Below are 25,090 nucleotides of genomic sequence, written 5' to 3' on the forward strand. Positions count from 1 at the left end.
CTTATTCCATAGGAAGCTTAACCGTAAAGGTTGAGCCTTGGTCTAATTCACTTATAACCTCGATTGAGCCACCACATAAGTTGATAATACGATAGACCAGCGGTAGGCCGAGTCCATTACCTTCAGAATTCCTAGCATTATCGCCTTGGTAGAATTTTTCAAAAATATGCTTCCGTACACTCTTTGTCATTCCTATACCGTTATCGGAAATGATGGCCTCGATGCCATTAGGATCAGATCTAAGACTAACCGATATTTCGCCTTCCTCATCCGTAAATTTAATTGCATTCGCCAATAGATTCAACCACACTTGCATCATTAGTTCTTCGTTCCCATAATAGAGAACATTATCGAGCTCAATGTTAAGGTTCAACTGTTTAGGTGACCATAGGGACTCTAACAACAATAAGGACTGTCGGATTTGTTCATCTAATCGATACTCTTTTTTTTCAGTGATGACTTCTTGGTTCTCGAGTTTGGATATCTTAAGAATATTACCTGATAACGTAGACAATTGCCGCGCGCCATCCACAATCATCTTCGTGTACTCGTTATGTTCTTGCTCTGTGATATTCTTCTCTTGTAAAAGAGTGGCATAACCCTCAATGGCTGCAATGGGTGTCTTAAATTCATGCGATACATTAACCACAAAATCATTTCGAAGCGTCTCGATGCTGCGTAGTTCTTGAACCATAATATTAAAGTGATGGGCCACTTCATTAATTTCGCGGACGCGATGAGATTCAGGCAAATAAATGTCGAAGTTTCCTTTGGCGATTTCTTTTGCAGCATTGCTAAAACCAGTAATAGGAGACAAGATTCTCTTACCAACAAACATAGTTATGATGGTACCGGTGACTAAGCTAAACAACATGATAATGACTATAGGGAATAAATGCTTGTTCCCATGTGATGAAATATATCCTTGACGTATAAAGATAAACGCTAAGGTTGCCATAATGAAAGTGGATGAGAGCACAATAAAGAACATTAACGAGACAAAGGACCACCATAGACTTTTATGTTTTTGTTTGATCAATCTAATTTCACCGCCTTATAACCAAGACCTCTAACTGTGACAATTTCAAAATCAGAACATACTTTAAAGCGCTCACGTAAGCGATTGATATGCACTACCACCGTATGTTCATCCGAATCAGAATCCATTCCCCATATTTCATCCATCAACTGTTGCTTAGTGAAAATTTTACCGGGATAAGAAACTAGTTTATATAGTAGATAAAATTCCTTCTGTGGAAGAACAATGCTACCTTCAGGTTGAAATACGGTTAAGGTATCATAATCGAATTGGGTCTCGCCACATACAATCTTGCGTTCGCTGACAATCTTAGCACGTCGAAGCAGTGCTCCCACACGTAGGATCATTTCATTAACATCAATTGGCTTCACCATATAATCGTCAATTCCAACGAGAAATCCTCTTTGTTTATCAGTAAAGCTTTCCCTAGCCGTTACTATGAGAATAGGCAAATTGAAGTTATGATCTCTAAGTGTTTTAGTGAGCTCGTAACCATCCATAAGGGGCATCATAATATCTGAGATAATCAGATCGACAAATTCTTTATCTAAAATTCGTAGTGCATCTTCACCGTCTACGGCTGGAAGCGCATGATAACCATTTCTAGTGAGTACTGTGCAGAATAGCTGCCGTAATTTATGATCATCCTCGACGACAAGGATATTAAACATAGGGGGACCTCCGAAAGTGTTTTTTTGAAATTATAAGATGATGCTTGTACGAATATAAGTATACCTCATAAGTATAAAGTAAATATAAACCACTGAAATGTATCCATTTGGTGAAGGTTCTATTTAATCTAGCTCAAGTTGATGTTGAGTTGATATTTGATAGATATACTTAGGTATACCATTAAAAAGAGTATGGATTTTGGAAGGGGAAAAACAACCAAATGTTACAGTTGAAAGATATAACTAAAAGTTATAAAACAGGAGATTTCACCCAGGTAGCTTTAAACAAAGTAAGCCTTAATTTCAGGGAAAGTGAATTTGTAGCGATTCTAGGACAAAGTGGTTCAGGCAAGACGACGTTATTAAATGTGATCGGTGGTCTAGATCAGTATGACAGTGGAGAGCTAATTATCAACGGTCAATCCACGAAGCATTTCCAAGATGGCGAGTGGGATGCTTATCGTAATAATAGTGTTGGGTTTATATTTCAAAGCTATAATCTGATCTCACATTTAAGTATTGTGGACAACGTAGAAATGGGTATGACACTTAGCGGTGTATCTACATCTGAGAAGAACAGAAAAGCTATTGAAGTGCTTGAAAAGGTAGGATTGAAAGACCATATCCACAAGAAACCAAATCAATTGTCAGGTGGACAGATGCAGCGTGTAGCCATTGCCCGCGCGCTTGCTAATAACCCAGATATTATTCTGGCAGATGAACCGACAGGTGCGTTGGATTCAGAGACTAGTGAACAAATTATGGAATTGATCAAGACCATCGCAGAGGACAAGCTTGTCATTATGGTTACGCATAATCCAGAATTAGCGGAACAATATGCCGATCGCGTCATTAAATTCTCTGATGGATCATCCGTATCGGATACCAATCCGCTTGCAACTCAAAAGGCAACATCTAACTATACCCTTAAGAAAACAAGCATGAACTTCCTAACCGCATTAAAGTTGTCGGGTAAAAACATTGCGACGAAGAAGTGGAGAACAGGGTTAACGGCTTTTGCCTCTAGTATTGGTATCATTGGCATTGCGTTAATTTTATCTTTGTCGAATGGGTTTGATAAACAGATTAGTACTTATGAAACAGGAGCTATGTCGAATTTTCCAATTACGATTAGCCAGAGCGCTATGAGTGTTGACGTGTCAGATCATGCTGCTATGGGCGGTACAGATCTTCCCATGTATCCAACAGAGAAGACGCTGATTCCTTATGATCCAACGGAGAATTCAATCATTCATACGAATGTATTGACAACCGAATATTTAGATTATCTGGATAAGATTGATCCTGAACTCATGGATGGGATATCTTATACACGTACCGTTAACTTGAATATGTTAAAATCTGACGGAGAAATAGCGAGCACGGTGAATAAGGGGAATGTCAGCTTTTCCACTTATCCAAGTAAACAGGAGGATACCTCTGGAAGTTACTTAGAACAGTATTATGATGTTCTTGAGGGAAGTTTCCCAACGAAGGAAACGGATCTTGTATTGATTGTGGACCAGTATAACCGTATGAACAATGCAGCACTTGATGCGTTAGGCATTAACTATAATGTCGATAGTATTAATCTAGCAGACCTAGTTGGTTATGAGTTAAAACTCATAAAGAATGATGATTTCTACAAAAAAAATGGTGAGCAGTTCACCGTGAATGGAACAGCTTCGAATTTGATGGATATGTATAATAACGACGAAGCGATTACTTTAAATATCGTTGGTGTCATTCGTGAGCAGGAAGATTCTAAAATGTCTACCTTACCTGCGGGAATTGCATACTCAGATGAACTCGCAACTCATTTCATTGAAGATGCGAAAACTTCAGAAATTGTAAAGGCACAACAGGAAGCCGACTATAACGTATTAACAGGTCAAATCCTGTCTGATGATATTGCTGGTAGTGGAATGGCAGGGATGACTCAAGCTGGAATGCCTTCGATGGATCCGAGTATGGCCGCTGCTATGGCAGCCGCTATGCCAACGACTTCAACTAAGGAGGCTATCCTTGCATCGTTAGGTGCAACTGAGATTCCAACATCGGTTTCTCTGTATCCATTAGATTTTGGGACCAAGGAATCCATCACAACTTACTTGGATGAGTGGAATACAGATTTAGCGGAGGAAGACCAGGTATTGTACACAGATTTAGCAGCGATTGTTACAAGTATTTCAGGAGGAATCATGGATGGTATTACAATGGTATTGGTTGCATTTGCAGCAATATCCCTTGTGGTATCCCTTATTATGATTAGTATCATCACTTACATTTCAGTGATGGAAAGAACGAAGGAAATCGGTGTCCTTCGCGCCTTAGGTGCACGGAAGAAGGATATTACAAGAGTCTTTAATGCAGAAACCTTTATTATTGGTGTGTGCTCAGGGGTTCTTGGTATTGGTATCACCTATCTATTGACGATCCCAGTCAATGCAATACTCTTTAATCTCACTGAGCTTTCCAATGTTGCACAGCTTAACCCGATTCATGCTATAACATTAGGGATTATCAGTGTTGTGCTTACGATGCTTGGAGGATTCATTCCTGCTAAGATGGCAGCGAAGAAGGATCCGGTTACAGCTTTGCGTAGTGAGTAATTACTTGATTTTAATTTTAGGTATGTTTCACACAATCTATTTGTGTGAAGCATACCTTTTTTTAGTATAATAAAGGGATTTAATAACTTTATTGATTAAAAAAGTATAAGGAGATTAGTTCGAAATGATATATGCATTTGTTTTGTTTATACTTGCGGGTTTAGCAGAAATAGGTGGTGGTTATCTAATCTGGTTATGGTTAAGAGAAGGTAAACCATTTTATTGGGGTATTTTTGGAGGAATAGCTTTGGCTTTATACGGTATTGTTGCTACATTTCAATCATTCCCATCGTTTGGTAGAGTGTATGCTGCTTATGGAGGAGTATTTATCGTTCTTTCTGTATTGTGGGGATGGGGAGTTGATAAAAAGGCACCAGATTTATATGATTGGGTAGGTGCAGGTATATGCTTAATTGGTGTTGCTGTAATTCTGGCACCACGTCAGTAATAAGGAGTAACGATAGTCAATAAATAAATGCCACCTTTCATTCTAAGTCGAATGGAAAGTGGCATTTATCAATTTAGGAATAGTTTACAAAATCTCTTTATGGTTGAATAAATTTCTTGAGAAGTGTGCGATCCTCTTCAGTTAATAGTTCGATATATTCACCGGTCTGTTTTAAAAGTTCAGAAACTGAATCGTCTGATTGAATCATCATATGAACCCTTTTATCCCAAATATCCGCCAGTTCGTTGTCTATAGGTGAGGGGAATAAGCTCATTGGTTTATTAACATTTTGGTATATCAATGGAATAAGGTCTTGTCCACCCAAATACTGCTGATTGGATTGATTCATAGAAGGATTAAGAACATTGGTTATGGATTGAATATATTGCCAAGCTAAATCCTTGTTCTTTGAGGTATTGACGATTCCAGCTTCAGCCCCACCTAGATAGCCTGATATACCGAACGGTAATGCAGTTGCTCGCCACTGACCTTCCATTTCTGGGAACGAATGCTTCAGGTTATCAACTCCCCAGGATCCCGTGTACATCATAGCAAGTTTTCCATCCCGTAAAGCTTCTTGACCTGAAGTATCCCAAACTGAAATGTTTAATGCCAGTCCCCATTTTCTGATTTCTTTGGCGACATAGAGCGCGTTCTCAAAGTCTTGACCGGATCGGTTATAATCCATGTTCATATTAAACATGCTGTAGCCTGAAGTAACAATATCAAATGGTTCTGTATAATATTGAAAAATAAAGATATTCTGCTTCTTCAATTCTTTAGCCATATTGATCAAGTTGTTAGGGGACTCTAAGTAAGCAGCCAGCTCATCTGGATCGGATGGGAAACCGTTAGCTTCTAGCACATCTGCTCTATAAAAAGTTAGAGCAGATGTGATCTCCGCAGGTATGGCAATTAGCTTTTTTTGATCGAAACTTGAAAACATCGGAATTAGATTTGGTGGGAATTTGGCGAGATATTTCTTGCTATCATAAACTTCTGAAGAAAGGTCTTCCAGTGTATCAATCCCATTGAAATGACTGATATGGCTACTATCAAAAATAACGATGTCAGGTGTTTCGCCTGTAAGGAAAGCATTGATATAGGTATCCACGACTTCATTATATTCAAATTGAGTGGAATGTATCTTAACACCAGGATGATTACTTTCAAATAACTGATCTGAATAACTCATATCATAATAGGACCAGATGGTTAGTTCATCTTGTGCTTCTTCTTGTTCGTTAGAATCAAGAGGTTGTGATGATGGCTGTGCAGATTCGAATGAATATGGAGTTAAGCTTAGCATTGGGTTACTGCATGCAGCGAGAAGCATCGAGCTTAAGCATAGAATGATGATACAATATTTGCGCATTGTGAGTCACTTCCGTTCTGATGATAGTAGATTTGAGTAATAGACATAACTGCTACCGCCTTCGGATTTTGCTTTGTACATCGCTTTGTCAGACAGATTTAAGATTTGCTCAAAACTCAAGTTATCTAAAGGATGAATCGCAATCCCAATACTCATCTTCACTTCATAAGATTGCTGCTTTATTAAGATGGGTTGAGAGAAGGCAGATAATATACTCTCACAAGTATGGTTCACTTCTTGTAGGTTCGTCTCAGTAAGAATAATGACAAATTCATCTCCAGCAAGACGACAGACGGTACCTAGACTAACAACTTGGGTAAATGTTTTGGAGACATAGCTTAAGAGATCATCCCCTGCGGCATGTCCCATGTTATCATTAACGTTCTTGAACTTATCCAAATCTATAAACAAGAATGCGGTTAATCCGGATTGATCATCATTTATTTCATCTAGGTGTTGTAGGTATTGCATTAAGTAATTTCGGTTAGGCAGTTGTGTGAGGTTGTCAGTAAATGCCAATTGTGTGAGACGTTCTTCGGATTGAGATAGTTTTAAAGCTTTCTCTTGCAAGCTACTATTCATTTCATCCGATTCTGCAAACATAGCCGAGAGTTTGTGTGCTATATGGTCAAAGTTATCTCGTAACCAATTAAGTTCAAGAATTGGACTGTCTTGAAGACTGAGCTTATTGTTCTTCCTAACTTCTTCTGGCAACTTAACAGTCGAATGAATGAGCTTCATAAAATGAAGATTGATTAATCGACCGAGGGTCCAACATACCAAAGTAGCGATAATTATACTTCCAAGGATTAAAGCGAAATTCACAGTATAAATATGATAGATATCATCAGCAAAGTAAGAGAAAGGTATTTCGATTTGAATTTGCATCGTTTGATCGTACATGGGTGCATTATAGATAAAGTAAGAACGATCCCAGCGAACAGAATCGTAGTAATAATTTTGCTCTGGAAGCCACAAGTATAAATCCTGATCAGCCTTGTATACTTCCCCTGTTTCCTTCCAGTTCTGTGCGTCAACGTTCTTGACCTTATGGGTGTCCACCAAAATATATCCACTATGATCTGTAATCATAATACGTACAGGCTCTTCTGATTCTGCGTATTTCTCCGTAATCTCTTGAAGTCTTCCTAATTGAAGAAGCGAATGCAACTGAAGCAGCCTATCATCCTTAGAATCCCAATTCTGTAGTTGTCCTTGTATGCCTAAATTAATTGAAGAAGTTAGCTGTATAGCGCGCTTCGTAATCCCTCTCTGTTAGGATAGGTGTCGTATAGAACTCTCCTGTTATAATTTAAATAATAGATGGAGGTCGTGCGACATGAATAATGAAAATAGGAAAAGATATACGCAGGAATTTAAGGACGCTGTCCTTGTTAGAATGATGCCCCCTAATAACGAATCGATAAAGAGTATTAGTGATGAACTTGGCATCTCAGAACAATCGCTCTATAAGTGGAGGCAAAAAGCACGAACTGACGGAAATGCAACTCCGGGAAATGGACAGACTGCTGAACGCTGGAGTAGTGAAGATAAATTTCTAGTTGTCATGGAATCCTACTCGATGAATCAATCAGAGCTTGCAGAATACTGCCGAAAAAAAGGGTTGTACAAAGAGCAGATTGACGCATGGCGTTCCGTTTGTCTAAACGCAAACACGGGTGAAATCAATCAAACCAAAAGACTTTCTCAAGAACTGAAAGAAGAAAGACGACGTACATCCGAGATTGAAAAAGACCTGCGTAAAAAAGAAAAGGCATTGGCAGAAGCCGCGGCATTATTACTGCTACGAAAAAAGGCCCGAGCGATTTGGGGGGATCAAGAGGACGAATGATTAACCCACCAGATCGCGAACTTGCGGTTGAATTAATTCAGGAAGCTAATCGCAATGGTGCTCGATTAGCTCGTGCGTGTAGAGAACTGAATATCAGTGTGCGTACGTATGAACGCTGGGTTTCAGATGGTGGTATAAAGAAAGATCAACGTCCTCATGCGCTTCGTCCTGAACCTAAAAATAAGATAACTAAAGAAGAAAGACAAGAAATATTAGTTGTCGTCAAAAAAGAAGAGTTTGTAGATTTACCACCTTCACAAATCGTACCGAAGCTTGCAGACCAGTCGATTTATATCGCTTCTGAATCAACGTTTTATCGTATATTGCGTGAAGAAAAAATGCAGCAACATCGCGGACGAAGTAAAAGACCAGAAATGAAATTACCGGAAAGCTATTTAGCGACAGCTCCCAATCAAGTATGGACCTGGGATATTACTTGGTTAAAGGGTCTTATTAAAGGATTGTTTTATAAGCTCTATTTAATCATCGATTTATTTAGTAGGAAGATTGTCGGCTGGGAAGTATGGGAAACAGAAGACGCTGCGCACGCCGAAGAGTTAATAAAAAAAGCCATTCTAAATGAAAAAATTCTCGGGGCTCCTCTTGTCTTACACTCCGATAATGGCAGTCCGATGAAAGCAGGGACATTTCAAGTGTTACTTGAAAAACTAGGCATCCAAAGCTCATACTCCAGACCGCGCGTTAGTAATGATAACCCGTATTCCGAGTCCGTTTTTCGAACACTAAAATACCGACCAGAGTTCCCCTACAACGGATTCCAATCAATTGAAGATGCACGAGCATGGACCGCCAGGTTTGTTCATTGGCACACTCATGAACATCAACACAGTGGAATCAATTTTGTGACACCCGAACAGCGACATACAGGTGTCCATATTGACGTACTAAAAAAACGAAGTGAAGTATATGAACTTGCAAAACAAAAACATCCAGAACGTTGGTCAAGATCAACGAGAAACTGGGATCCAATCGAATCAGTCGCATTAAATCCGATGCACCCACGTGTAAAGTCAACGATAGTTTGTCAGCACGTTCTCAACAATATCCGGTGAGCAAGATACTGGAAGGGAAAAGTCTTAACGAATTTGAAAAAATGTTAGCTAAATATATGGCAATACAACCTACTGGTCAAAAACAAGTTGAGGAAAAACCGGTTGCTGAAAAACCAGAAGTACAAAAACCGGTAGAGCAAAAACCTGCAACTGAAAAACCAGTACAAAAGCCAGTAGAACAAAAACCTGCTACTCCAGCTCCAGCACCTGAAAAACCGGTTGAACAAAAACCAGCAACACCGTCTCAACCAGAACAAGAAAAACCAGATACTTCGATTTCTGCTATAGAGAAACAAGTTCTTACATTGACGAATCAAGAGCGTGCAAAAGGTGGATTAAAACCACTTGCTACTGATGCGCCACTAACGGAATCTGCTCGAGCAAAATCAACAGACATGAGAAGTAACAATTACTTTGATCATAATAGTCCAACTTTAGGTTCACCATTCGATCAAATGAAAGCACGTGGAATCGATTACAAATCTGCTGCAGAAAACATCGCAATGCGTCAAAGAACACCTGAAGAAGTTGTAAAAGGATGGATGAATTCACCAGGTCATCGCGCAAACATTATGAATGGTAATTATACTCATATTGGAATTGGCTATGATGCACAAGGGCATTATTGGACACAACAATTTATTCAAAAATAAAATAAAAAAAACGGTCATCTCAATTTTGAACTGAGCCCCGAATGTGTGCACTATAATACAACATGTAAACAGTGGAATTTAAAAAAGATGACTCCGGCACAGTACGAGGCCACTGAAAAAGTCCATATCTTAGAAACAGAATACCTTTCCTCAATTTTTACGAGGAAGGGTATTCTGTTTTGCTGTATAATGGCTGTAATAATTCTAGGTGGTGTCTCGGATGATTTCAAACCAACAAACTCTTAACCTCAGCCCGTATATGGGAATTTACGATATAGTCGTACCTAAAGATAATATGCTCCGTCAAATTAATGACCTCGTTGATTTTTCTTTTGTCCATGAAGAATTACAAAATAAATATTGCCTCGATAACGGTCGCAATGCAGTACCTCCTATTCGTATGTTCAAATACTTATTACTGAAAACAATTTTTGATTTATCCGATGTGGATGTAGTAGAACGTTCTAGATATGACATGTCCTTTAAATATTTCCTGGATACGGCGCCAGAAGATGGAGTTATAAATTCGAGTTCTTTAACGAAGTTTCGCAAACTTCGTTTGAAAGATGTAAACCTGCTCGACATGCTTATTCAAAAAACAGTAGAAATTGCATTGGAAAAAGAAATCATAAAAAGTAGCGCTATTATTGTGGACGCCACACATACAAAAGCGCGTTTCAATCAGAAATCACCCAAAGAGATCTTGATGGAGAAATCTAAACTGCTACGAAAAGCAGTTTATCAAATCGATGAAAAGATGAAAGATAAATTCCCATCAAAAACAACGACAAACGAATTAGAAGATGAACTGGACTATTGCCGAAGAGTCATTCATATCGTGGAAAAAGAAGAAGCGATTCGAGAATACCCAAAAGTAAAAGAAAAGCTGAACTAATTAAAAGAAATTGTAGAAGATCACGAAGAGTACCTTCAACTAACCAATGATCCAGATGCACGTGTCGGGCACAAAACAGCCGACTCCTCTTTCTTTGGCTATAAAACACATATTGCGATGAATGAAGAACGTATTATTACATCTGCGGTAATTACAACTGGCGAAAAAACGGATGGGAAGCAGCTCCAAACACTGATAGAGAAAAGCCGTTAAACAGGAATGAAAATTGAAATAGTGATTGGGGATACAGCCTATTCAGAAAAAGATAATATTCAGTATGCTAATCGAAATGAGTTACAGTTAGTGGCTAAGTTAAATCCTAATATTACACATGGGATTCGAAAAAAGGAAGAAGAATTCGAGTTCAATAAAGATGCTGGAATGTACGTATGTAGAGCAGGACATATGGCGATCCGCAAAGCACGAACAGGGAAGAAAGGCATCAATGACAACCAAAAAGATACCTATATGTTTGATATTGAAAAATGCAAAATATGCCCGATGAGGCAAGGGTGTTATAAAGAAGGAGCGAAAAGTAAAACGTATTCTGTAACCATCAAATCAACAGAACATAAAGAAAAGAAGCATTTCAAAACAGCGATGATTTCAAAGAGAAATCGAAAGAGCGGTATAAAATCGAGGCGAAAAATAGTGAGCTCAAACATAGACACGGGTATGATGTGGCATCTTCCTCGGGTCTAATTGGTATGCAATTACAAGGTGCCATGGCGATATTTTCTGTTAATCTCAAACGAATCATTACCCTCATGAAAGAATCAAAGTAAAAGAACACAGAAAAAGGCGACATTCCGTTCTAATTTGAACGAAATGTCGCCTTTTTGATTTGATACATGTCTTCAACTAATTAACAACGCTAGTTCTTCAGTGGCCTCGCACAGTACCGAAGTCATCTTATCGCAACGTAAGCTGCAAGGTTTCTTTTATTAAACTGTCCTAATATAAGGGCTCAGTTCATTTTAGAGATGACCGTTTTTTTATGCGATTATCCTTTTAGATGCTAAAACACTCATTCTTCTTCAAAATTATGGGTACGTAAGGGAGTGAATCCTGCTTGAGATAGTGAGCAAATTTAAATTTTGTCCTTCCATTTGTTTTATGGATCGCCTTTGATTTCTTGGGTGGTTAAGGGTGTGCCTCTGCATCTTATTAATTTAGTTTCGTATATTTTAAACTTAAAAAGCTAACAATGGAATGAATATGGAATTTTACCGTTCTTCCAAAAATGCTTTTTTACATATAGAGGTGAGGGATGTTCATGTTTTGGAAAAAACAATCAAATGAAATTAAGCCTGTTTCTCAATCAAACACAGAATCAGAATTATCAATAGAAGCTCTAAAAAAAGCCCTCGTTCAAATGGATGATGCGGAATTTGTGGAAATCAACATTTCTGAAAATCAAAATGTTGATCTTATCTACGTAAGAACCCTGATTGACCAAGAAAGATTAAATGAAAGCATTGTAAAACCTTTATCTAACTGTTCCAAACAATCCATTCAGGAATGCAATGTTCACTCAACAATAAACTCCATTTCCACTTTTAAAGAGGCAAAAAAGCAGCTGTTTAAAGGATCAGTCTTGTTATTTGACTCTTCGTCAAACCTTTGGTTCGCTATCCCTTTAAAAAATCCACTTGGACGTGCAATTGAACCATCCGATACTGAAACCATCCTTTTAGGAGCAAAAGACAGCTTCAGTGAACAGCTAGAACAAAATATTACGCTCATTCGTAGACGTCTTCCAACACATGATCTGAAAACAGAGAAGTTCACCGTTGGTTCTTTAAGTGAGACAAATGTGGTCTTATTGTACATAGAAGGGCTGACCAATCCAGAATTTGTTTCAACCGCCAAAAAGAAGATTTCGGAAATTAATTATGATCTCTTCTTTGATTCTTCTCAAGTAGCGGCATTCATGGAGGAACATCAAGACAGTATTTTTCCTCAGTTTCAGCAAACTGACCGACCTGATGTTGTTGCTTATTCTCTGGGATTAGGAAAAATTACGATTCTGGTAGACAATACACCTTTTGCTCTCGTTGCCCCAATTACTATTTTTCATTTGTTCCAATCACCAGAGGATTATATTAATCGATGGGTAGTTGCCAGTTTTTTGCGCATCATCCGATATGTAAGTTTTATTCTGTCTATCACATTGATCCCATTCTACGTGGCATTAACAACTCATCACTATCAAATGATTCCTTTACAAACACTTTTCGTCTTGGTGGAGTCAAGGAGCAAGCTTCCGTTCACTCCTTTTTGGGAAGCATTTATCATGTTGATGTTTATTGAAATTATAAAAGAAGCAAGTTTAAGGATGCCAACAAAGACTGGTCAAACGCTTGGAGTTATTGGGGGCATTGTAATTGGTCAAGCAGCAGTTGAGGCTGGTTTGGCAAGTAAGGTGTTAATTGTCATGGTAGGGATTTCAACTATCGGATCCTTTCTTGTTCCTAATTACCTTGTGACAAAGGCGAATTCATTGCTTCAATTCATTCTTCTTGTATTTTCTTCGTTTCTTGGGATAGTAGGGATTGTTCTGGCAATGATTATCATTTTAGCCCACCTTAATGGCTTGTCTTCACTCAAGCAGCCATATTTATCCCCTGTTGCCCCTTTCTACGGAAAAGATTGGCTTGACCTATTCATTCGAGGGCCTTTAGTCAAAATGAAGGAGCGTCCAGAACATCTTAAACCGCTGAAGATGAAGAGATATCAAACTAGGAGATGAACTGATGGAAGCCCTTCAATTATTTAATAAGAATGAAACCTATAATGGGTTCTATGTCATGTTGATGGTAAATCGCCTCCAAATGCTTTACTTTTTTTTGATTATGCCAAGGTTTTTGATCCATTCATATATGATTTGGGTGATTATAGCGGTCGGCATATTGTCTCAACTAAACATTCTTCTTTTATCCAAATGGTTTTTAACCCGGTTTTCTAGCGAAGGATACAACGGATTTGTCCAATTATTCGGAAAAAAACTTGTACGTCTCCTCTCATTCATCGGGTTGTTCTTTATCCTGCTTAAACTTTTCGTGATTATGTTAGGATTCTCGGAAATGGTTCAAATATTTATGTTTCCAGCTACAGATTCAAATTGGCTTATCTTTTTTATTCTGTTGTCTTGTTTGTATGTAGCATGGAAGGGCGTTGAAAAAACTATACGTTTTGTCGTGATTTCATTTTTGTGTACATTTTGGATGTTCTTATTCTTTGCTTTTTTCTTCTTTCCTCCAATAGCTCAACTCAGTGATTTATATCCGATTATTCCAATGGAATTAAGTGGTAATTTCTGGAAAGGAATATTTTTAATTTTATCTTCATTTTCAGGGCCTGAATTTCTGGTATTTTTGGGACCGTGGTTTAAAACAAATAATAAGACATTTCGCTATTTGTCTTATGGCAATGCTCTAACCGTTATAGAGTATGTATCCTTATATATGGCGTCCTTATTCTATTTCGGTTCCAATTATTTAAGCAAAAGTCAATTTCCAATTGTCACTATGGCCCGTTATTTTCAAAATCCAGTAATTGAACGTATTGATATGGTCATGCTTTCTTTGGAATTATTTAACATCGTCTTTGCGGTTTCAATTTTTCTACTGTTGTTTTATGGAGCATCTAAAATAGCTAATGGGAAAATGGAGAGACCACCCAGTCGAGTAGGCTTTTTATTCAGTGTATTCATTATTTTAATTGGAATGATTCTTGTGAATGAATGGATTTGGAAGTCAGATGAAAAGCAGGTTATTTTACTTAATCTTCAAATTTTAGCAGGAAGCTTAAGTTACTTAGTGGTTCCAATTATTATTATCGTAGTGATGAAGATAAAGGGGGTTAATAAACATGAGACTACGAAAGAAGATGGCTAAAAAATTGTCAATCATATTTATGGCATTATGGTTAACTGGATGTGCCCCTTTTACTGAAAATAACATTATTGAAGAGCTTGCTCCAGTCACATTTTTATCACTTAGTAAAGGGAATGAAGGTAAAATAAAAATCAGTACGATTTTGCCTCCTCTAAGCAAAGAAAAAAAGAGTGTAATGACGCAAGAAGTAAGCTTCATAAAGGAGGGATTAAGGAATTTTAATTTAAACTTCTACCACGAAATGAAATCTGGGCAAATGCGAATGCTGATAATTAATGAAGACCTCGGAAAAGAGGGGATTATGTCCATTATTAATGTGTTATTGACTGATCCGGATATTTCTTTGAGAATCTATTTAGTTATCGTAAAAGGAAATTTTGAAGAATACTTGGAAAATCAATTGGACAAACAAGAAAATCTTGATTACTCTTTTTACCGAATGCTGAAGCACTATGAGGAAAAAAATCAGGGAGAATTAAGTGTCGTTAATCTACATGAATTTAAAAATTTGTTATATACTCCTTATTCAGATCCTTTCTTACCTGTATTCAAAATAGAAAATGACGCTATCAGCTATGAAGGTACAGCCCTGTTTCAAAATGATAAACTAGTTGAAATAATAACAACTTTTGATGATCGTATCTTCCAGCTGTTAAACAACGATCACTACTTAGCAGTTTTACCGATCCCAGAATTAGAAGTTGTTCTAGGTCATGTTAGGTCTAAAACGAAAGTGGATATCAATAAAAGCTTGTCTACAATGACCTATACAGTGAATATAGACTCAAGAATTGAAGAATACCGGGGAGAAAAGCAATTATTTGACCCAAAGGATTTAGAAGATTTGAAAAAAGATATCCAATCCAATCTTGAAAAACAAACACAAGAACTAGTAAAAAAGATGCAAGAATTGAATGTGGATCCATTACAGCTAGGCATTCATACATTAAAACCATTCTCAAAACCAATGGATGAAAAAAAATGGATTGAACTTTTCGAGAAGATGGACATTAAGATTGATTATCAGTTTAATATTGAGCCTTTGACGGATTCAAACGCAAAAAGTTAATTACAATAAAAGAAAAAAACGCACTCACGTGTATGGTAAAGTCTTTTTAAAAAACTACAGATTGCTTATTAGAGAATAAAAAAAGCGATTTAAATCCCACCGTAAAACCCAATAGAAAATACTATAAATGAAAAATCATTTTCGGTAAAGATTTGAGAAGGACCTTCAACTATAAGATTCTCTTTTACTGCACGTATTTTAAATTCGGCAGAGTTGAAAGAAATGACGATCAAATAAGTCACGTCAAATACCTATGTATACATCATAACTGCTAGTTGTCCTCTACAGGAGAGCAAGCGAAGCGCGGTAGGAAAGATGAACAATATCTAATCTAGGAAAAGAGCTATATGCGACAACTATCTTGACAAACACCGTAATCAAATCACTTTGATACCATCCAATAATGATCGCGAAGAAAACAAATGGGATAATGACAGCAGTAATTCCTAAGTGAAAAAGAATTTGCCGAAAAGTGATGGCTTTCTTCTTCTGTCCATTGATAAGGTTTCTAATAGATGTATAGGCGAGAATAAGTTCAGCAATAAGCGCATTGCTCAGACCATTGAGAAAAAGGACTAAGATCAACAAAATCGAGTTTGTATCCAAATGGCTTGTTTGTAAATAAATCAATAGTAAGATTGCAGGGGAGCCAAAGAATAACCAGAAGGCAGCGTCAATCGCGATATATTTAACGCGGTTCGTTTTAAAAAGTGTAAGAAATATAATCTCGCCAAAGGTAAGCCATACGATTAATGACTGACCAAATACTTGCCATTGAATTAGGCAGACTAGTAAGGCTATTATAATTGAAGTCTTTCGACCTAGTAGTGAAATGGCTAGAATGAGGAATAAACTGGATAATTGAATGTTATAACCGTATATTAATGGAATAGGGTATAGATATGTCAACATTACTATGCCAAAAACAAGCAAAGTAAGTCCGATATGCAGATAAAGGTTTTTAGGTTTTGCCATGTTGTGATCTACTCTCCCTACTTTACTGACATAATATCTAATAGGATAACATAAATAGAACGAACTAGAATCAATTTCATAATCGCCTACGCAATTTAAATAAAGATTATATATTTCGGAGTGATTCATTCCGTTAATATAGTTACATCAAAACAGGAAATCCACTCAAACTTATAGTATAAAGGGTATACTCGTTTCCATATGTATAAAATCCTACATGAATATATCATATTATAACAGATTTAGGGACGGAAGTAGGTATATTTTCATTTATTATTACAATTCTATATACCTACTAATATAGTTCTTAAGTCTCGTTTTTACATGTCGATCAAAAAAATATTTGTTGTATAGGGTGGAATTCTTGAGGAAGTGGGATATGTGAGACTAGATACTCGTTAAATGTTAATATGAATTAAGGCAATCAAGAATAATCATTTGGGGGTTATCATATTGAAGCAATGGTCAAAAGAAATTGAGATAAACACTGGAATTGAGCATGTATGGTCATATTTGAACGGCTCGTTAGAAGATATGCAGAAGATTATGCCACAAGTGGTGAAGAATGATCCAATCAAGATTACTGAAGAAGGCATCGGCAGTGTCTACCGTCAACATTACAAAGAAGGCAAACGTATTGAGGAATACGATGTCCATACGTTAGAGTATTCAAATACTCCGGATGATAAGAGACTAAAGATCGGATTTACATTGGCGAACTTATTTGAGATCACTGGGTTGTATGAATTGCATCGCGTGAATGATAAGAAAACCCAGTTAAGATATACCGTAACCAATAATCCATTGAAATGGTATATGAAGATGTTCCTAATATTTGCTAGCGATAAGGTTGTTGTTCAGTTTTTGGAGAAGGTAAAAGCGGTCGCTGAGTCAGAGGGGAATATTAACATTTAGTTTCAAGCGGTTCCGCATCAGATCATATTTCAGTACAATTGGTGAGGTTGTGGAATATGCCTTTGGTGTAATAGAAAATAATAGAATCTGGATGACAATTACACCAAATGAAATCGAAACAAGAAGAATGCCCTGGATGATCATCATCCAGGGCATTCTCTTTTTACATGACTTTTGTTTTTAACTTTTCTAAAAGAACTTCCCACCAGTGAATAGATTGCTCTAATTGAGATACGTAGTAGCTTTCCATGAAATCTACGACTTCACGAGTGGAACCATTTACATCTATTCGATGATAAATTTGATTTAAATGGTCTTTTTTTATCAGTGACTGTTCAATTTTCCTCTCGATAATCGGAATCACTTTGTCAGTCTCTACAAAACGAAGATTCACAAGACCGACAATCATTTCTGAAATGGATTCTGCATTTTCTATTAACTGATAAATTTTGAGTGGGAGCTGCTTACGTCCTTTATCAGTAATGGAAAATACCTGCTTGTCTGGGCGATGTTCTTCTTTGATAATCTCTATTTGTTCAATTAAGCCTTGTTTCGAGAGAGAATCAAAGTGATAATAAAGTTTGCTTTCAGATAGGTTAATCATTTGATCAAAGGGAATAGGGTAGGATAGTTCTTTTTTTAATTTATACGGATAATTATTTTCATCCATTAACTTACTTAAAATATAAATTTGAATTGACATCTTTGAACCCACTCCTAATCGTTGGCTAAACTACATCTTACCAAACCTAGGCAGTTATTTCAGCTATGTTTTTAACCTCAACGGTCTGAACAGTTTCTTCAGTCATAGGTATTGGTTTATGAACAAACCGGACGATTACAATGTTAATCAACATAGCACCGATAAATACGACTATTAATCCCCATAAGTATGGAGCTGGGCTAATAGAACCAAACATTTGTGCGAAATAAGCTTGTACTGAATAATACATTGGTGTGATACGGCCGAACCAATCGTATGGTGTATACATCATATCACGAGGCATGGTAGCACCATTGGCGATCGTCTGCATTAAAAGGATTGGTAGATTTAAAATCATACCGCCTTCACCAAATAAGAAGATCATAATTGCACACACGTTAAATGCTGCCATATACATTAGAATTTGCTGAGCAGCGACTGGTAAAAGTAATGATAGCTCTACATCTGCAATAGAGAATGAAATGGCTAAAGCAGCGACAGTTGATATTACTGCGATTACAAGAGCTGTTAATTGTACGAAAATAAATAATTTCGTCTTACTTGCTTTCCCACGGTTTGCTTTAAATGAACTAACTAATTGCATTGCAGCAATCATTGCACCAGTATAACTAGCCATGCTTAAGAACATGGGTAACATGTTGTTGTGCATGCCATCTGGAACATCATTGATGACCACATAATTCCCAACATAACTGTTTTCAATTTGTGCAGCAATTGCTGTTGCTTGTTCTTCTGGTACGTTAAAGTTCATTAACACACCTTGTGCGGTTTGTTGAGAGAAGCTTGCGCTTAATTGTTTATTAATTTCCCCTACAACGGAAGACATCGCTGAAGATACCATGGTGGCAGAAGCTTCATTGACTGTGAAATCAATACTCGCGGATACATCGCCACTTTGAACATTGGCGGAGAATTCTTCTGGAATATGAACAACTAAAGCTAACTCATTATGCTCTAATTCATCCATCGCTTCTTTATTCGAAACATCGGTTTTTATCGTTTTGAATGGTAAGCTCTCTGTAAATTGACTCGAAATTTGAGCTCCATATTCACCTGCATCATCATTAACGATAGCGACTTTTAAATCATCCATGTTCCCTGGAAGTGCTGTATATCCTGGTAAGAAAATACCAAGCATCGCAACGGCATAGAACACCCCCATAAAGATAGAAGCAATCGCCCCTTTGGATTTCAAAAATTGTGTAAATTTCACTGTAAAATTCCTTTCTGTAAGACGCTTTTTTTATAGTACTTTAATCAAAGTACTTTGAGTGACTGGGATTTATTCTACGACAATTAAATTCGAATGTCAATTTGAATGAAAATAAGACGCCAGGAAAACTCCTGTACGTCTTATTTATGTGGTATAGAATGAATATAGTTAAAGTCGGAATATCTATTCAATCTTGATACTTATATAATAAAATCAAAACGGTATATGATAGAGAGGAAGATGAATATGGATGATGTGAATAGACAAAAAATCATAAATAAAAACGAAAACCTTATTCGTATGGTTATTGAACGTGCTAAGAGGGATTTTCCTGATGATATTGCAATCATTGGGCTTACAGGTTCTTTTAGTACGGGAGATTTCCATGAAAAAAGCGACCTTGATCTAATTATCATTAATAATACTGACCGTGGTTGGGGCATATCTTCGTGTTTTATCCTAGAGGATGTCGGATACGATATATATTGTACTCCTTGGAGTACAAGAATAGAGGATCAAGCGAAGCTTGAGAGTGAAATGGTTTCGTGTCTAATAGATTTACAGATATTATATTGTGCAAGCCCTGAAGATTTGGAAAGGTTTAATGAATATAAACAGAGAGCACTCGATGCATTGGCAAAACCTATAGGGAGCGAATGCATAAGTAGAGCGAACAAGTGTATAGCTACAGCAAAACAGGAATATACAAATACATTACTTTCTGATGATCTAGGAACAATAAGGTATGCCTCATCTGAAGTTGTATACAATCTATTAAACGCGCTGACGCATTTGAATAATACCTATTTTAAACGGGGTGTTAAGAGATATTTTGAGGAAATATGTACATATACGTATAAACCTGATTGTTTTGAAAGTATATATATGGCTGTGATCGAAGCTAAGACAATCGAAGAAATTAGAAATACATCATATGCTCTCCTAAAAAGCATGGTTGACCTTTATGATAAAATGGATAAGCAATTTGCAGAACAACCTGTGCCGACCTATGATAATCTCCGTGGCACTTATGAGGAATTATGGTGTAACGTACGCAATAAGGTTATCATCAGTGTGGAATTAAATGATAAATCTTATGTATATCATGTAGCCATGAGCGCACAAAATTATTTTGACGAAATGACACGAATGATAGGGACAAAAAAGGTTGATTTAATGCAGTATTTTGACGCAGATCATCTTCATTTATTTAAAGAAAAGTTTCTGCTGGCTATGGATGAATATTTGGAAGAATACAATAGGGTAGGAAGGGAAGTCGAACGATACGGTACTTTCGAGCAATTATATGAGCAATACATGATGCTGAGCTCTTAGGTTTCCAGCAGTATTAGAGAACAAAATAATCTGGATGGAGATTACCCCAAATGAAATCGAGACAATGATAGAACAGTTGATCAAGCATATGTATTTAACAATGAAAACCGGACTGCATACGGACTGGTTTTTTTGATGCGTTCGAGAAAGGCTTAGACTGCGGTCGCTAATTCGAATGATTGATATATATAGACGAATAATAACAATCATAAATAATATAATCGTTCGGAAAAAACGTCAAAATTAACGATAATTGATTGACATGTGTTCTTAAATCTATTAATCTATGGAAGCAACCAACTCGTATATCCTCAATAATATGGTTTGAGGGTCTCTACTAGGAACCAAAAATCCTAACTACGAGTATAGGATACGTGCGTTTTAACGTATCCTATACTATAGTTAGGATTTTTTATTTTACTTTTTTGGAGGAATCGGTAGACATGGAGAAATGGTTCGAATTAAAAGAGCGAGGAACCTCGATCACTACGGAGGTTCTAGCAGGTATTACAACATTTTTTACGATGGTGTATATTGTTATCGTAAACCCAGGTATTCTTAGCGAAGCGGGTATGGATTTTCACGGCGTGTTCGTAGCTACTGTATTAGCTAGTATAATTGGCACATTGATTATTGGGCTTGGTGCCAATTATCCAATCGTAATAGCTCCTGGAATGGGGCTCAATGCTTATTTTGCTTTTAGTGTTGTGGGAGGTGGCGTGTCTTGGCAGACGGCGCTTGGGGCTGTCTTTATCGCAGGAGTCATCTTCGTATTGTTATCGCTGACTTCGTTCCGCTATATGCTATTGGATGCGATCCCCGCCAGTCTGAAACATGCTATTACTGTAGGTATTGGATTGTTCATTGCCTTTATCGGATTACAAAAAGCAGGAATCGTCGTGGATTCTCCATCAACTTTGCTAACGCTAGGTGATTTAACGAGTCCTATGACACTGCTGACGATTATCGGGTTCATTATTACGATCGTACTTATGTCCTATCAAGTAAAGGGCTTTTTATTCATTGGGATGCTGATCACGGGGGTCATTGCGTGGTTCATGGGCTTGCTTGAAATACCACAACAACTTATAGCGCTACCTAATGGGCTTTCTTCGACCGCATTTCATATGGATATAAAGGGTGTATTTTCGAACGGGCTTTATTCAGTTATTTATACCTTTTTATTAATTACATTATTTGATACAACGGGAACGATGCTTGGTGTTGCGGAACAAGCAGGACTCATGAAAGACGGAAAGTTCCCTCGTTCGCGTGGCGCACTTCTTGCAGATGCGGTTGGTACGACAGCAGGTGCGATGCTGGGTACAAGCCCAACATCGGCTTATGCCGAATCAAGCGCAGGTGTTGCAGCAGGTGGTAGAACAGGATTAACAGCTGTAACGGTTAGTTTGCTGCTTGGGCTTACCTTGTTCTTCTCACCAATCATCTCGGTACTGTCGGCTATACCAGCTATTACAGCCCCATCGTTAATCATTGTCGGATTCCTCATGATCGGTTCGGTGCAGAAAATCGAATGGCATGACTTTGAAGTTGCTTTTCCCGCATTTCTGATTATTCTGCTCATGCCTTTGAGCTATAGCATTGCTACAGGGATTGGCGTCGGTTTCATTGTCTATCCGATCTTAAAAGCTCTTCGCGGTAAATGGCGGGATGTTCATCCAATCTTTTATTTGTTTGCCGTGTTGTTTTTCATTCAACTTGCATTCTTCAGTCATTGATCAAGTCTCAACAACAATAAACCACAACCTTCGTATATTTATGACGAGGTTGTGGTTTTGTTTGTGGACTTAGGATCTGTCTTTGTGCAGAAGGGTTCTCCAGTAGTTGCATAAAGTACATTTATTAGTGAATGAGAAACATTGGAGGGAATATAATTGCATATAGCAATTAAAAGTGTCCAAAGCGGAAAATGGCCGGATTTAGATGTTCTTTTTGCAATTATTGCTATTGGAGGCATTGATTTACTGAGAATATGTAACTATGATTAATATTAGATTATGTTAATGAAAGGAGAATCTATGGCGACCAATAGATTGAATAAGTTAGATAAGATTTTTAATCAAGCCACTAACTCTAAGCAAATCCATCAGGCTGTTCTATTAGTCGAGAACACCAGTGGTGACTTCTCATTTAACAAAGGTTACGGTGGTATGGAAGTAGACTCACCAATGATCTTAGCAAGTATCACTAAGCTATTTACTACAACCTGTATATTCGCCTTACAAGAGCAGGGGAAGTTGTCACTTGATGATCAGGTCACAAAGTATTTCGACCGTACTATGTTAAGTGGACTTCATGTCTATCGTGGTCAGGAAAATTCTTATGATCTAACTCTATCTGAGTTGCTATTCCAGACCAGTGGATTACCAGATGTATTTGAAGAAGGAAAAGCTAGTGCGAAGAACCGTGTCGTTGATGAGGATTTCTACATTAACTTTGATGAGTCGGTGGCATGGGTAAAGAAGTTAAAACCTCATTTCCTACCTCGCACCACGAAAAAAGCTTACTATTCAGATATAAATTTTGACATGCTTGGTGAAATCATAACAAAAGTAAACAGTTCAACATTAGCAGAAGCCTATAAGCAATTTATATTTGAACCACTATCGCTGTCGAACACATATCTCCCTGAAAACGAAGAAGATTTCGTGCCGAATGTCTATCACCGAAATAAAATAATCCATCGCCCCAAATTTATTATGAGTAGTGGTGCTAGTGGAGGATGTATCACTACCGCTCGTGAATTAATGATATTCATTAAAGCTTTCTTCGGCGGGAAACTGTTTAGTAAAGATATATTAGATAAGCTACCATTACATAATAAGCTTCAAGCATCGATGGGACCCATTTACTATGGTAGTGGCTATATGAGAATACCTTTAAGTCAGTTGATCACGATGTATACGGGGAAAGGTGAGCTAATGGGCCATTCTGGATCATCAGGTTCGTTTGCGTTTTACTATCCTTTTAAAGATTTATATTTTGTAGGAGATGTAAACCAGCTGGCAAATGCGTCGCTCCCAATTAGGCTAACGATGAAACTTGCTATGATGACGAAATAACGAAATAACCATACGAACTGAGGGCATAAAGCCTTCAGTTTTTTTCTTTTCCTTAAAAGTATCGAGCACTAATTGCCCTTTATAATGATAATTTCAACATATGAAAAATTCACAATAGTAAGGTCAAAAAATACACCTAGTTCATTCATGCATAATCAAACTATGCAATTTTTAATTACATCACAAAAATGTATCAAAGGACTCCTTAAGTAATATATGAAAAATACATGCTGTGCAATATTGGAAATAGTTAGTTATAATGAAGTTGTAAGGACAATCCGTAAACGTATCGGTTTACCATACGAAGATATTTTACATTGAAGGAGGTTACACCCATGGGGTTCATGATTGCTCAACGTGCATTTATCAAAGTTTACTTAATTACGATGGTGGAACAACAAAGAGGGTATGGTTATCAGATGTTGGAAGAACTTCGGAAAGATTTCAGCAGTTTCGGTTATTCGCCTCCACAGAGTGAAATTTATCGTGCGCTTCATGAATTGGTGCAAGAAGGGGTATTATACCGGACGAAGCATCTGAAGGGGAATGATCCTAAAGTAGATTTCCAGGAGATTGTCTTATATCACTTTACGGATGAAGGGTCTGAGAAGGCTGAATTATATAAGAAGCAAATTAAGGGAGATCTTGATCGTTGTCTTGGTATTTTAAACAAAGCAGTGAACGATAATTATTAAATCGTGAAATTTCAGTGATAAGAACAATGGAAATTGGACATTCTCACAAAAAAGAAACAGGTGTTTCTACTTTTGAAGTAAAATGAGATATAATTTAATGACATAAGAATATAATGAAATAGTCTTTCACAACATAGACAGTAAATCATAGGGGGAATAGGAATGGAATTGGAACTAGATGTACATATGCAACGACGTTTAGATAAACAAAAAAAATTATTCGCTCAATTGGGGATTCATTTAGATGCTTTAACGATCCACGAGAAAGCATTTAGTAATAAGCTCAGAGGATATGACCCAGATGAGGTAGATTCTTTTCTGGATGAGGTTATTAAAGATTATGAACGTTTCTATGCGACAATAGCTGATCTAATGGATAAATGGCAGGAGCAGCAGATCGTTCTTCGTGATATCAAGGCAGGAGTGAAGCATGATGTCTCTATGAAGCCAACCATTGATCCAGCACAAATTGAGGATATCGTATTGCAAATGGAACTGAATTTGAAGCAAATCAGAGCCACATTACGACCGGAACAAGATTTTTTTATTGAATAAACAATATAC

At 37.2% G+C, this 25,090-nt stretch carries 21 protein-coding genes, 1 pseudogene and 1 riboswitch; of the genes and pseudogenes, 15 read left to right on the top strand and 7 right to left on the bottom strand.

Going from position 1 to position 25,090, the window contains the following annotated elements; genetic code table 11:
• Position 1: 1 nt before the first annotated feature.
• Entirely contained in the window at positions 2–1,039 is a 1,038-nt protein-coding gene (locus LPB68_RS20410; protein ID WP_204249600.1) for a HAMP domain-containing sensor histidine kinase, read from the bottom strand.
• Positions 1,036–1,710 carry a response regulator transcription factor gene (locus tag LPB68_RS20415; protein WP_068655524.1) on the bottom strand — a complete coding sequence of 225 codons (675 nt, stop codon included), beginning with the start codon at positions 1,708–1,710 and terminating at the stop codon, positions 1,036–1,038. Before LPB68_RS20415 ends, LPB68_RS20410 begins: the two co-directional genes overlap by 4 nt.
• 221 nt (positions 1,711–1,931) lie before the next feature.
• Between LPB68_RS20415 and LPB68_RS20420 the strand changes: the two genes are divergently transcribed.
• Positions 1,932–4,322: an ABC transporter ATP-binding protein/permease gene (locus LPB68_RS20420; RefSeq protein ID WP_068655522.1), complete on the top strand. Its 2,391-nt coding sequence runs from the start codon at positions 1,932–1,934 to the stop codon at positions 4,320–4,322.
• Between the two features lie 124 nt (positions 4,323–4,446).
• A complete protein-coding gene (locus LPB68_RS20425) occupies positions 4,447–4,770 on the top strand; it encodes a YnfA family protein (protein WP_068655520.1) in 324 nt (107 codons plus the stop codon).
• A 97-nt stretch (positions 4,771–4,867) separates the two neighbouring features.
• Here LPB68_RS20425 and LPB68_RS20430 read toward each other — a convergent pair whose 3' ends face one another.
• Both LPB68_RS20430 and LPB68_RS20435 read right to left on the bottom strand, forming a co-directional pair.
• Positions 4,868–6,145, bottom strand: coding sequence for an ABC transporter substrate-binding protein (locus tag LPB68_RS20430; RefSeq protein ID WP_068655517.1), 1,278 nt, complete (start codon positions 6,143–6,145; stop codon positions 4,868–4,870).
• A 6-nt stretch (positions 6,146–6,151) separates the two neighbouring features.
• Positions 6,152–7,315: a GGDEF domain-containing protein gene (locus tag LPB68_RS20435; RefSeq protein ID WP_068655515.1), complete on the bottom strand. Its 1,164-nt coding sequence runs from the start codon at positions 7,313–7,315 to the stop codon at positions 6,152–6,154.
• A gap of 169 nt (positions 7,316–7,484) precedes the next feature.
• On the opposite strand from LPB68_RS20435, the gene LPB68_RS20440 reads away from it, so the two are divergent.
• The 7 genes and pseudogenes from LPB68_RS20440 to LPB68_RS20475 all read left to right on the top strand — a co-directional run bounded on the left by LPB68_RS20440 (position 7,485) and on the right by LPB68_RS20475 (position 15,586).
• Positions 7,485–7,997, top strand: a complete 513-nt coding sequence (locus LPB68_RS20440; protein WP_068655513.1) for a transposase — start codon at positions 7,485–7,487, stop codon at positions 7,995–7,997.
• Positions 7,994–9,070 (top strand): IS3 family transposase, encoded by a 1,077-nt coding sequence (locus tag LPB68_RS20445; protein WP_068655511.1) that lies wholly within the window; start codon positions 7,994–7,996, stop codon positions 9,068–9,070. The genes LPB68_RS20440 and LPB68_RS20445 overlap by 4 nt, the downstream gene beginning before the upstream one ends.
• Positions 8,992–9,723 (top strand): CAP domain-containing protein, encoded by a 732-nt coding sequence (locus LPB68_RS20450; RefSeq protein WP_418303847.1) that lies wholly within the window; start codon positions 8,992–8,994, stop codon positions 9,721–9,723. Before LPB68_RS20445 ends, LPB68_RS20450 begins: the two co-directional genes overlap by 79 nt.
• Before the next feature lie 220 nt (positions 9,724–9,943).
• Positions 9,944–11,403: pseudogene (locus LPB68_RS22445) on the top strand (IS1182 family transposase).
• A gap of 491 nt (positions 11,404–11,894) precedes the next feature.
• Positions 11,895–13,370, top strand: coding sequence for a spore germination protein (locus LPB68_RS20465; RefSeq protein ID WP_068656647.1), 1,476 nt, complete (start codon positions 11,895–11,897; stop codon positions 13,368–13,370).
• Between the two features lie 103 nt (positions 13,371–13,473).
• Positions 13,474–14,517: a spore germination protein gene (locus LPB68_RS20470; RefSeq protein ID WP_257786638.1), complete on the top strand. Its 1,044-nt coding sequence runs from the start codon at positions 13,474–13,476 to the stop codon at positions 14,515–14,517.
• Positions 14,492–15,586: a Ger(x)C family spore germination protein gene (locus LPB68_RS20475; protein ID WP_068655503.1), complete on the top strand. Its 1,095-nt coding sequence runs from the start codon at positions 14,492–14,494 to the stop codon at positions 15,584–15,586. The genes LPB68_RS20470 and LPB68_RS20475 overlap by 26 nt, the downstream gene beginning before the upstream one ends.
• Positions 15,587–15,868: 282 nt before the next feature.
• On the opposite strand, the gene LPB68_RS20480 is transcribed toward LPB68_RS20475, so the two are convergent.
• On the bottom strand, positions 15,869–16,561 hold the full coding sequence (locus tag LPB68_RS20480) for a hypothetical protein (RefSeq protein WP_068655501.1): 693 nt from the start codon (positions 16,559–16,561) through the stop codon (positions 15,869–15,871).
• 453 nt (positions 16,562–17,014) lie between these two features.
• On the opposite strand from LPB68_RS20480, the gene LPB68_RS20485 reads away from it, so the two are divergent.
• Complete coding sequence (locus LPB68_RS20485; protein ID WP_068655499.1) at positions 17,015–17,476, top strand: SRPBCC family protein; 462 nt, start codon at positions 17,015–17,017, stop codon at positions 17,474–17,476.
• 163 nt (positions 17,477–17,639) lie between these two features.
• Here LPB68_RS20485 and LPB68_RS20490 read toward each other — a convergent pair whose 3' ends face one another.
• Both LPB68_RS20490 and LPB68_RS20495 read right to left on the bottom strand, forming a co-directional pair.
• Complete coding sequence (locus tag LPB68_RS20490; RefSeq protein ID WP_068655497.1) at positions 17,640–18,179, bottom strand: PadR family transcriptional regulator; 540 nt, start codon at positions 18,177–18,179, stop codon at positions 17,640–17,642.
• A gap of 46 nt (positions 18,180–18,225) precedes the next feature.
• Positions 18,226–19,413 (bottom strand): YhgE/Pip domain-containing protein, encoded by a 1,188-nt coding sequence (locus tag LPB68_RS20495; protein ID WP_068655495.1) that lies wholly within the window; start codon positions 19,411–19,413, stop codon positions 18,226–18,228.
• Positions 19,414–19,659: 246 nt separating this feature from the next.
• Here LPB68_RS20495 and LPB68_RS20500 point away from each other — a divergent pair, with 246 nt between their 5' ends.
• The 5 genes from LPB68_RS20500 (at position 19,660) to LPB68_RS20520 (ending at position 25,081) form a co-directional block, all read left to right on the top strand.
• The gene (locus tag LPB68_RS20500; RefSeq protein WP_068655493.1) at positions 19,660–20,748 is read left to right on the top strand and encodes a nucleotidyltransferase domain-containing protein; all 1,089 of its coding nucleotides are present in this window, start codon (positions 19,660–19,662) and stop codon (positions 20,746–20,748) included.
• Positions 20,749–21,029: 281 nt separating this feature from the next.
• Positions 21,030–21,128, top strand: a riboswitch (purine riboswitch).
• Positions 21,129–21,191: 63 nt separating this feature from the next.
• On the top strand, positions 21,192–22,487 hold the full coding sequence (locus tag LPB68_RS20505; protein ID WP_068655491.1) for an NCS2 family permease: 1,296 nt from the start codon (positions 21,192–21,194) through the stop codon (positions 22,485–22,487).
• Positions 22,488–22,787: 300 nt separating this feature from the next.
• Positions 22,788–23,831: a serine hydrolase domain-containing protein gene (locus LPB68_RS20510; RefSeq protein ID WP_068655489.1), complete on the top strand. Its 1,044-nt coding sequence runs from the start codon at positions 22,788–22,790 to the stop codon at positions 23,829–23,831.
• Between the two features lie 335 nt (positions 23,832–24,166).
• Complete coding sequence (locus LPB68_RS20515) at positions 24,167–24,526, top strand: replication termination protein (protein WP_068655487.1); 360 nt, start codon at positions 24,167–24,169, stop codon at positions 24,524–24,526.
• Between the two features lie 162 nt (positions 24,527–24,688).
• The gene (locus LPB68_RS20520) at positions 24,689–25,081 is read left to right on the top strand and encodes a DivIVA domain-containing protein (protein WP_068655485.1); all 393 of its coding nucleotides are present in this window, start codon (positions 24,689–24,691) and stop codon (positions 25,079–25,081) included.
• Positions 25,082–25,090: the final 9 nt, after the last annotated feature.

Origin of the sequence: Paenibacillus crassostreae (genome assembly GCF_001857945.1) — a bacterium.
Taxonomy (GTDB): Bacteria; Bacillota; Bacilli; order Paenibacillales; family Paenibacillaceae; genus Paenibacillus_AQ; species Paenibacillus_AQ crassostreae.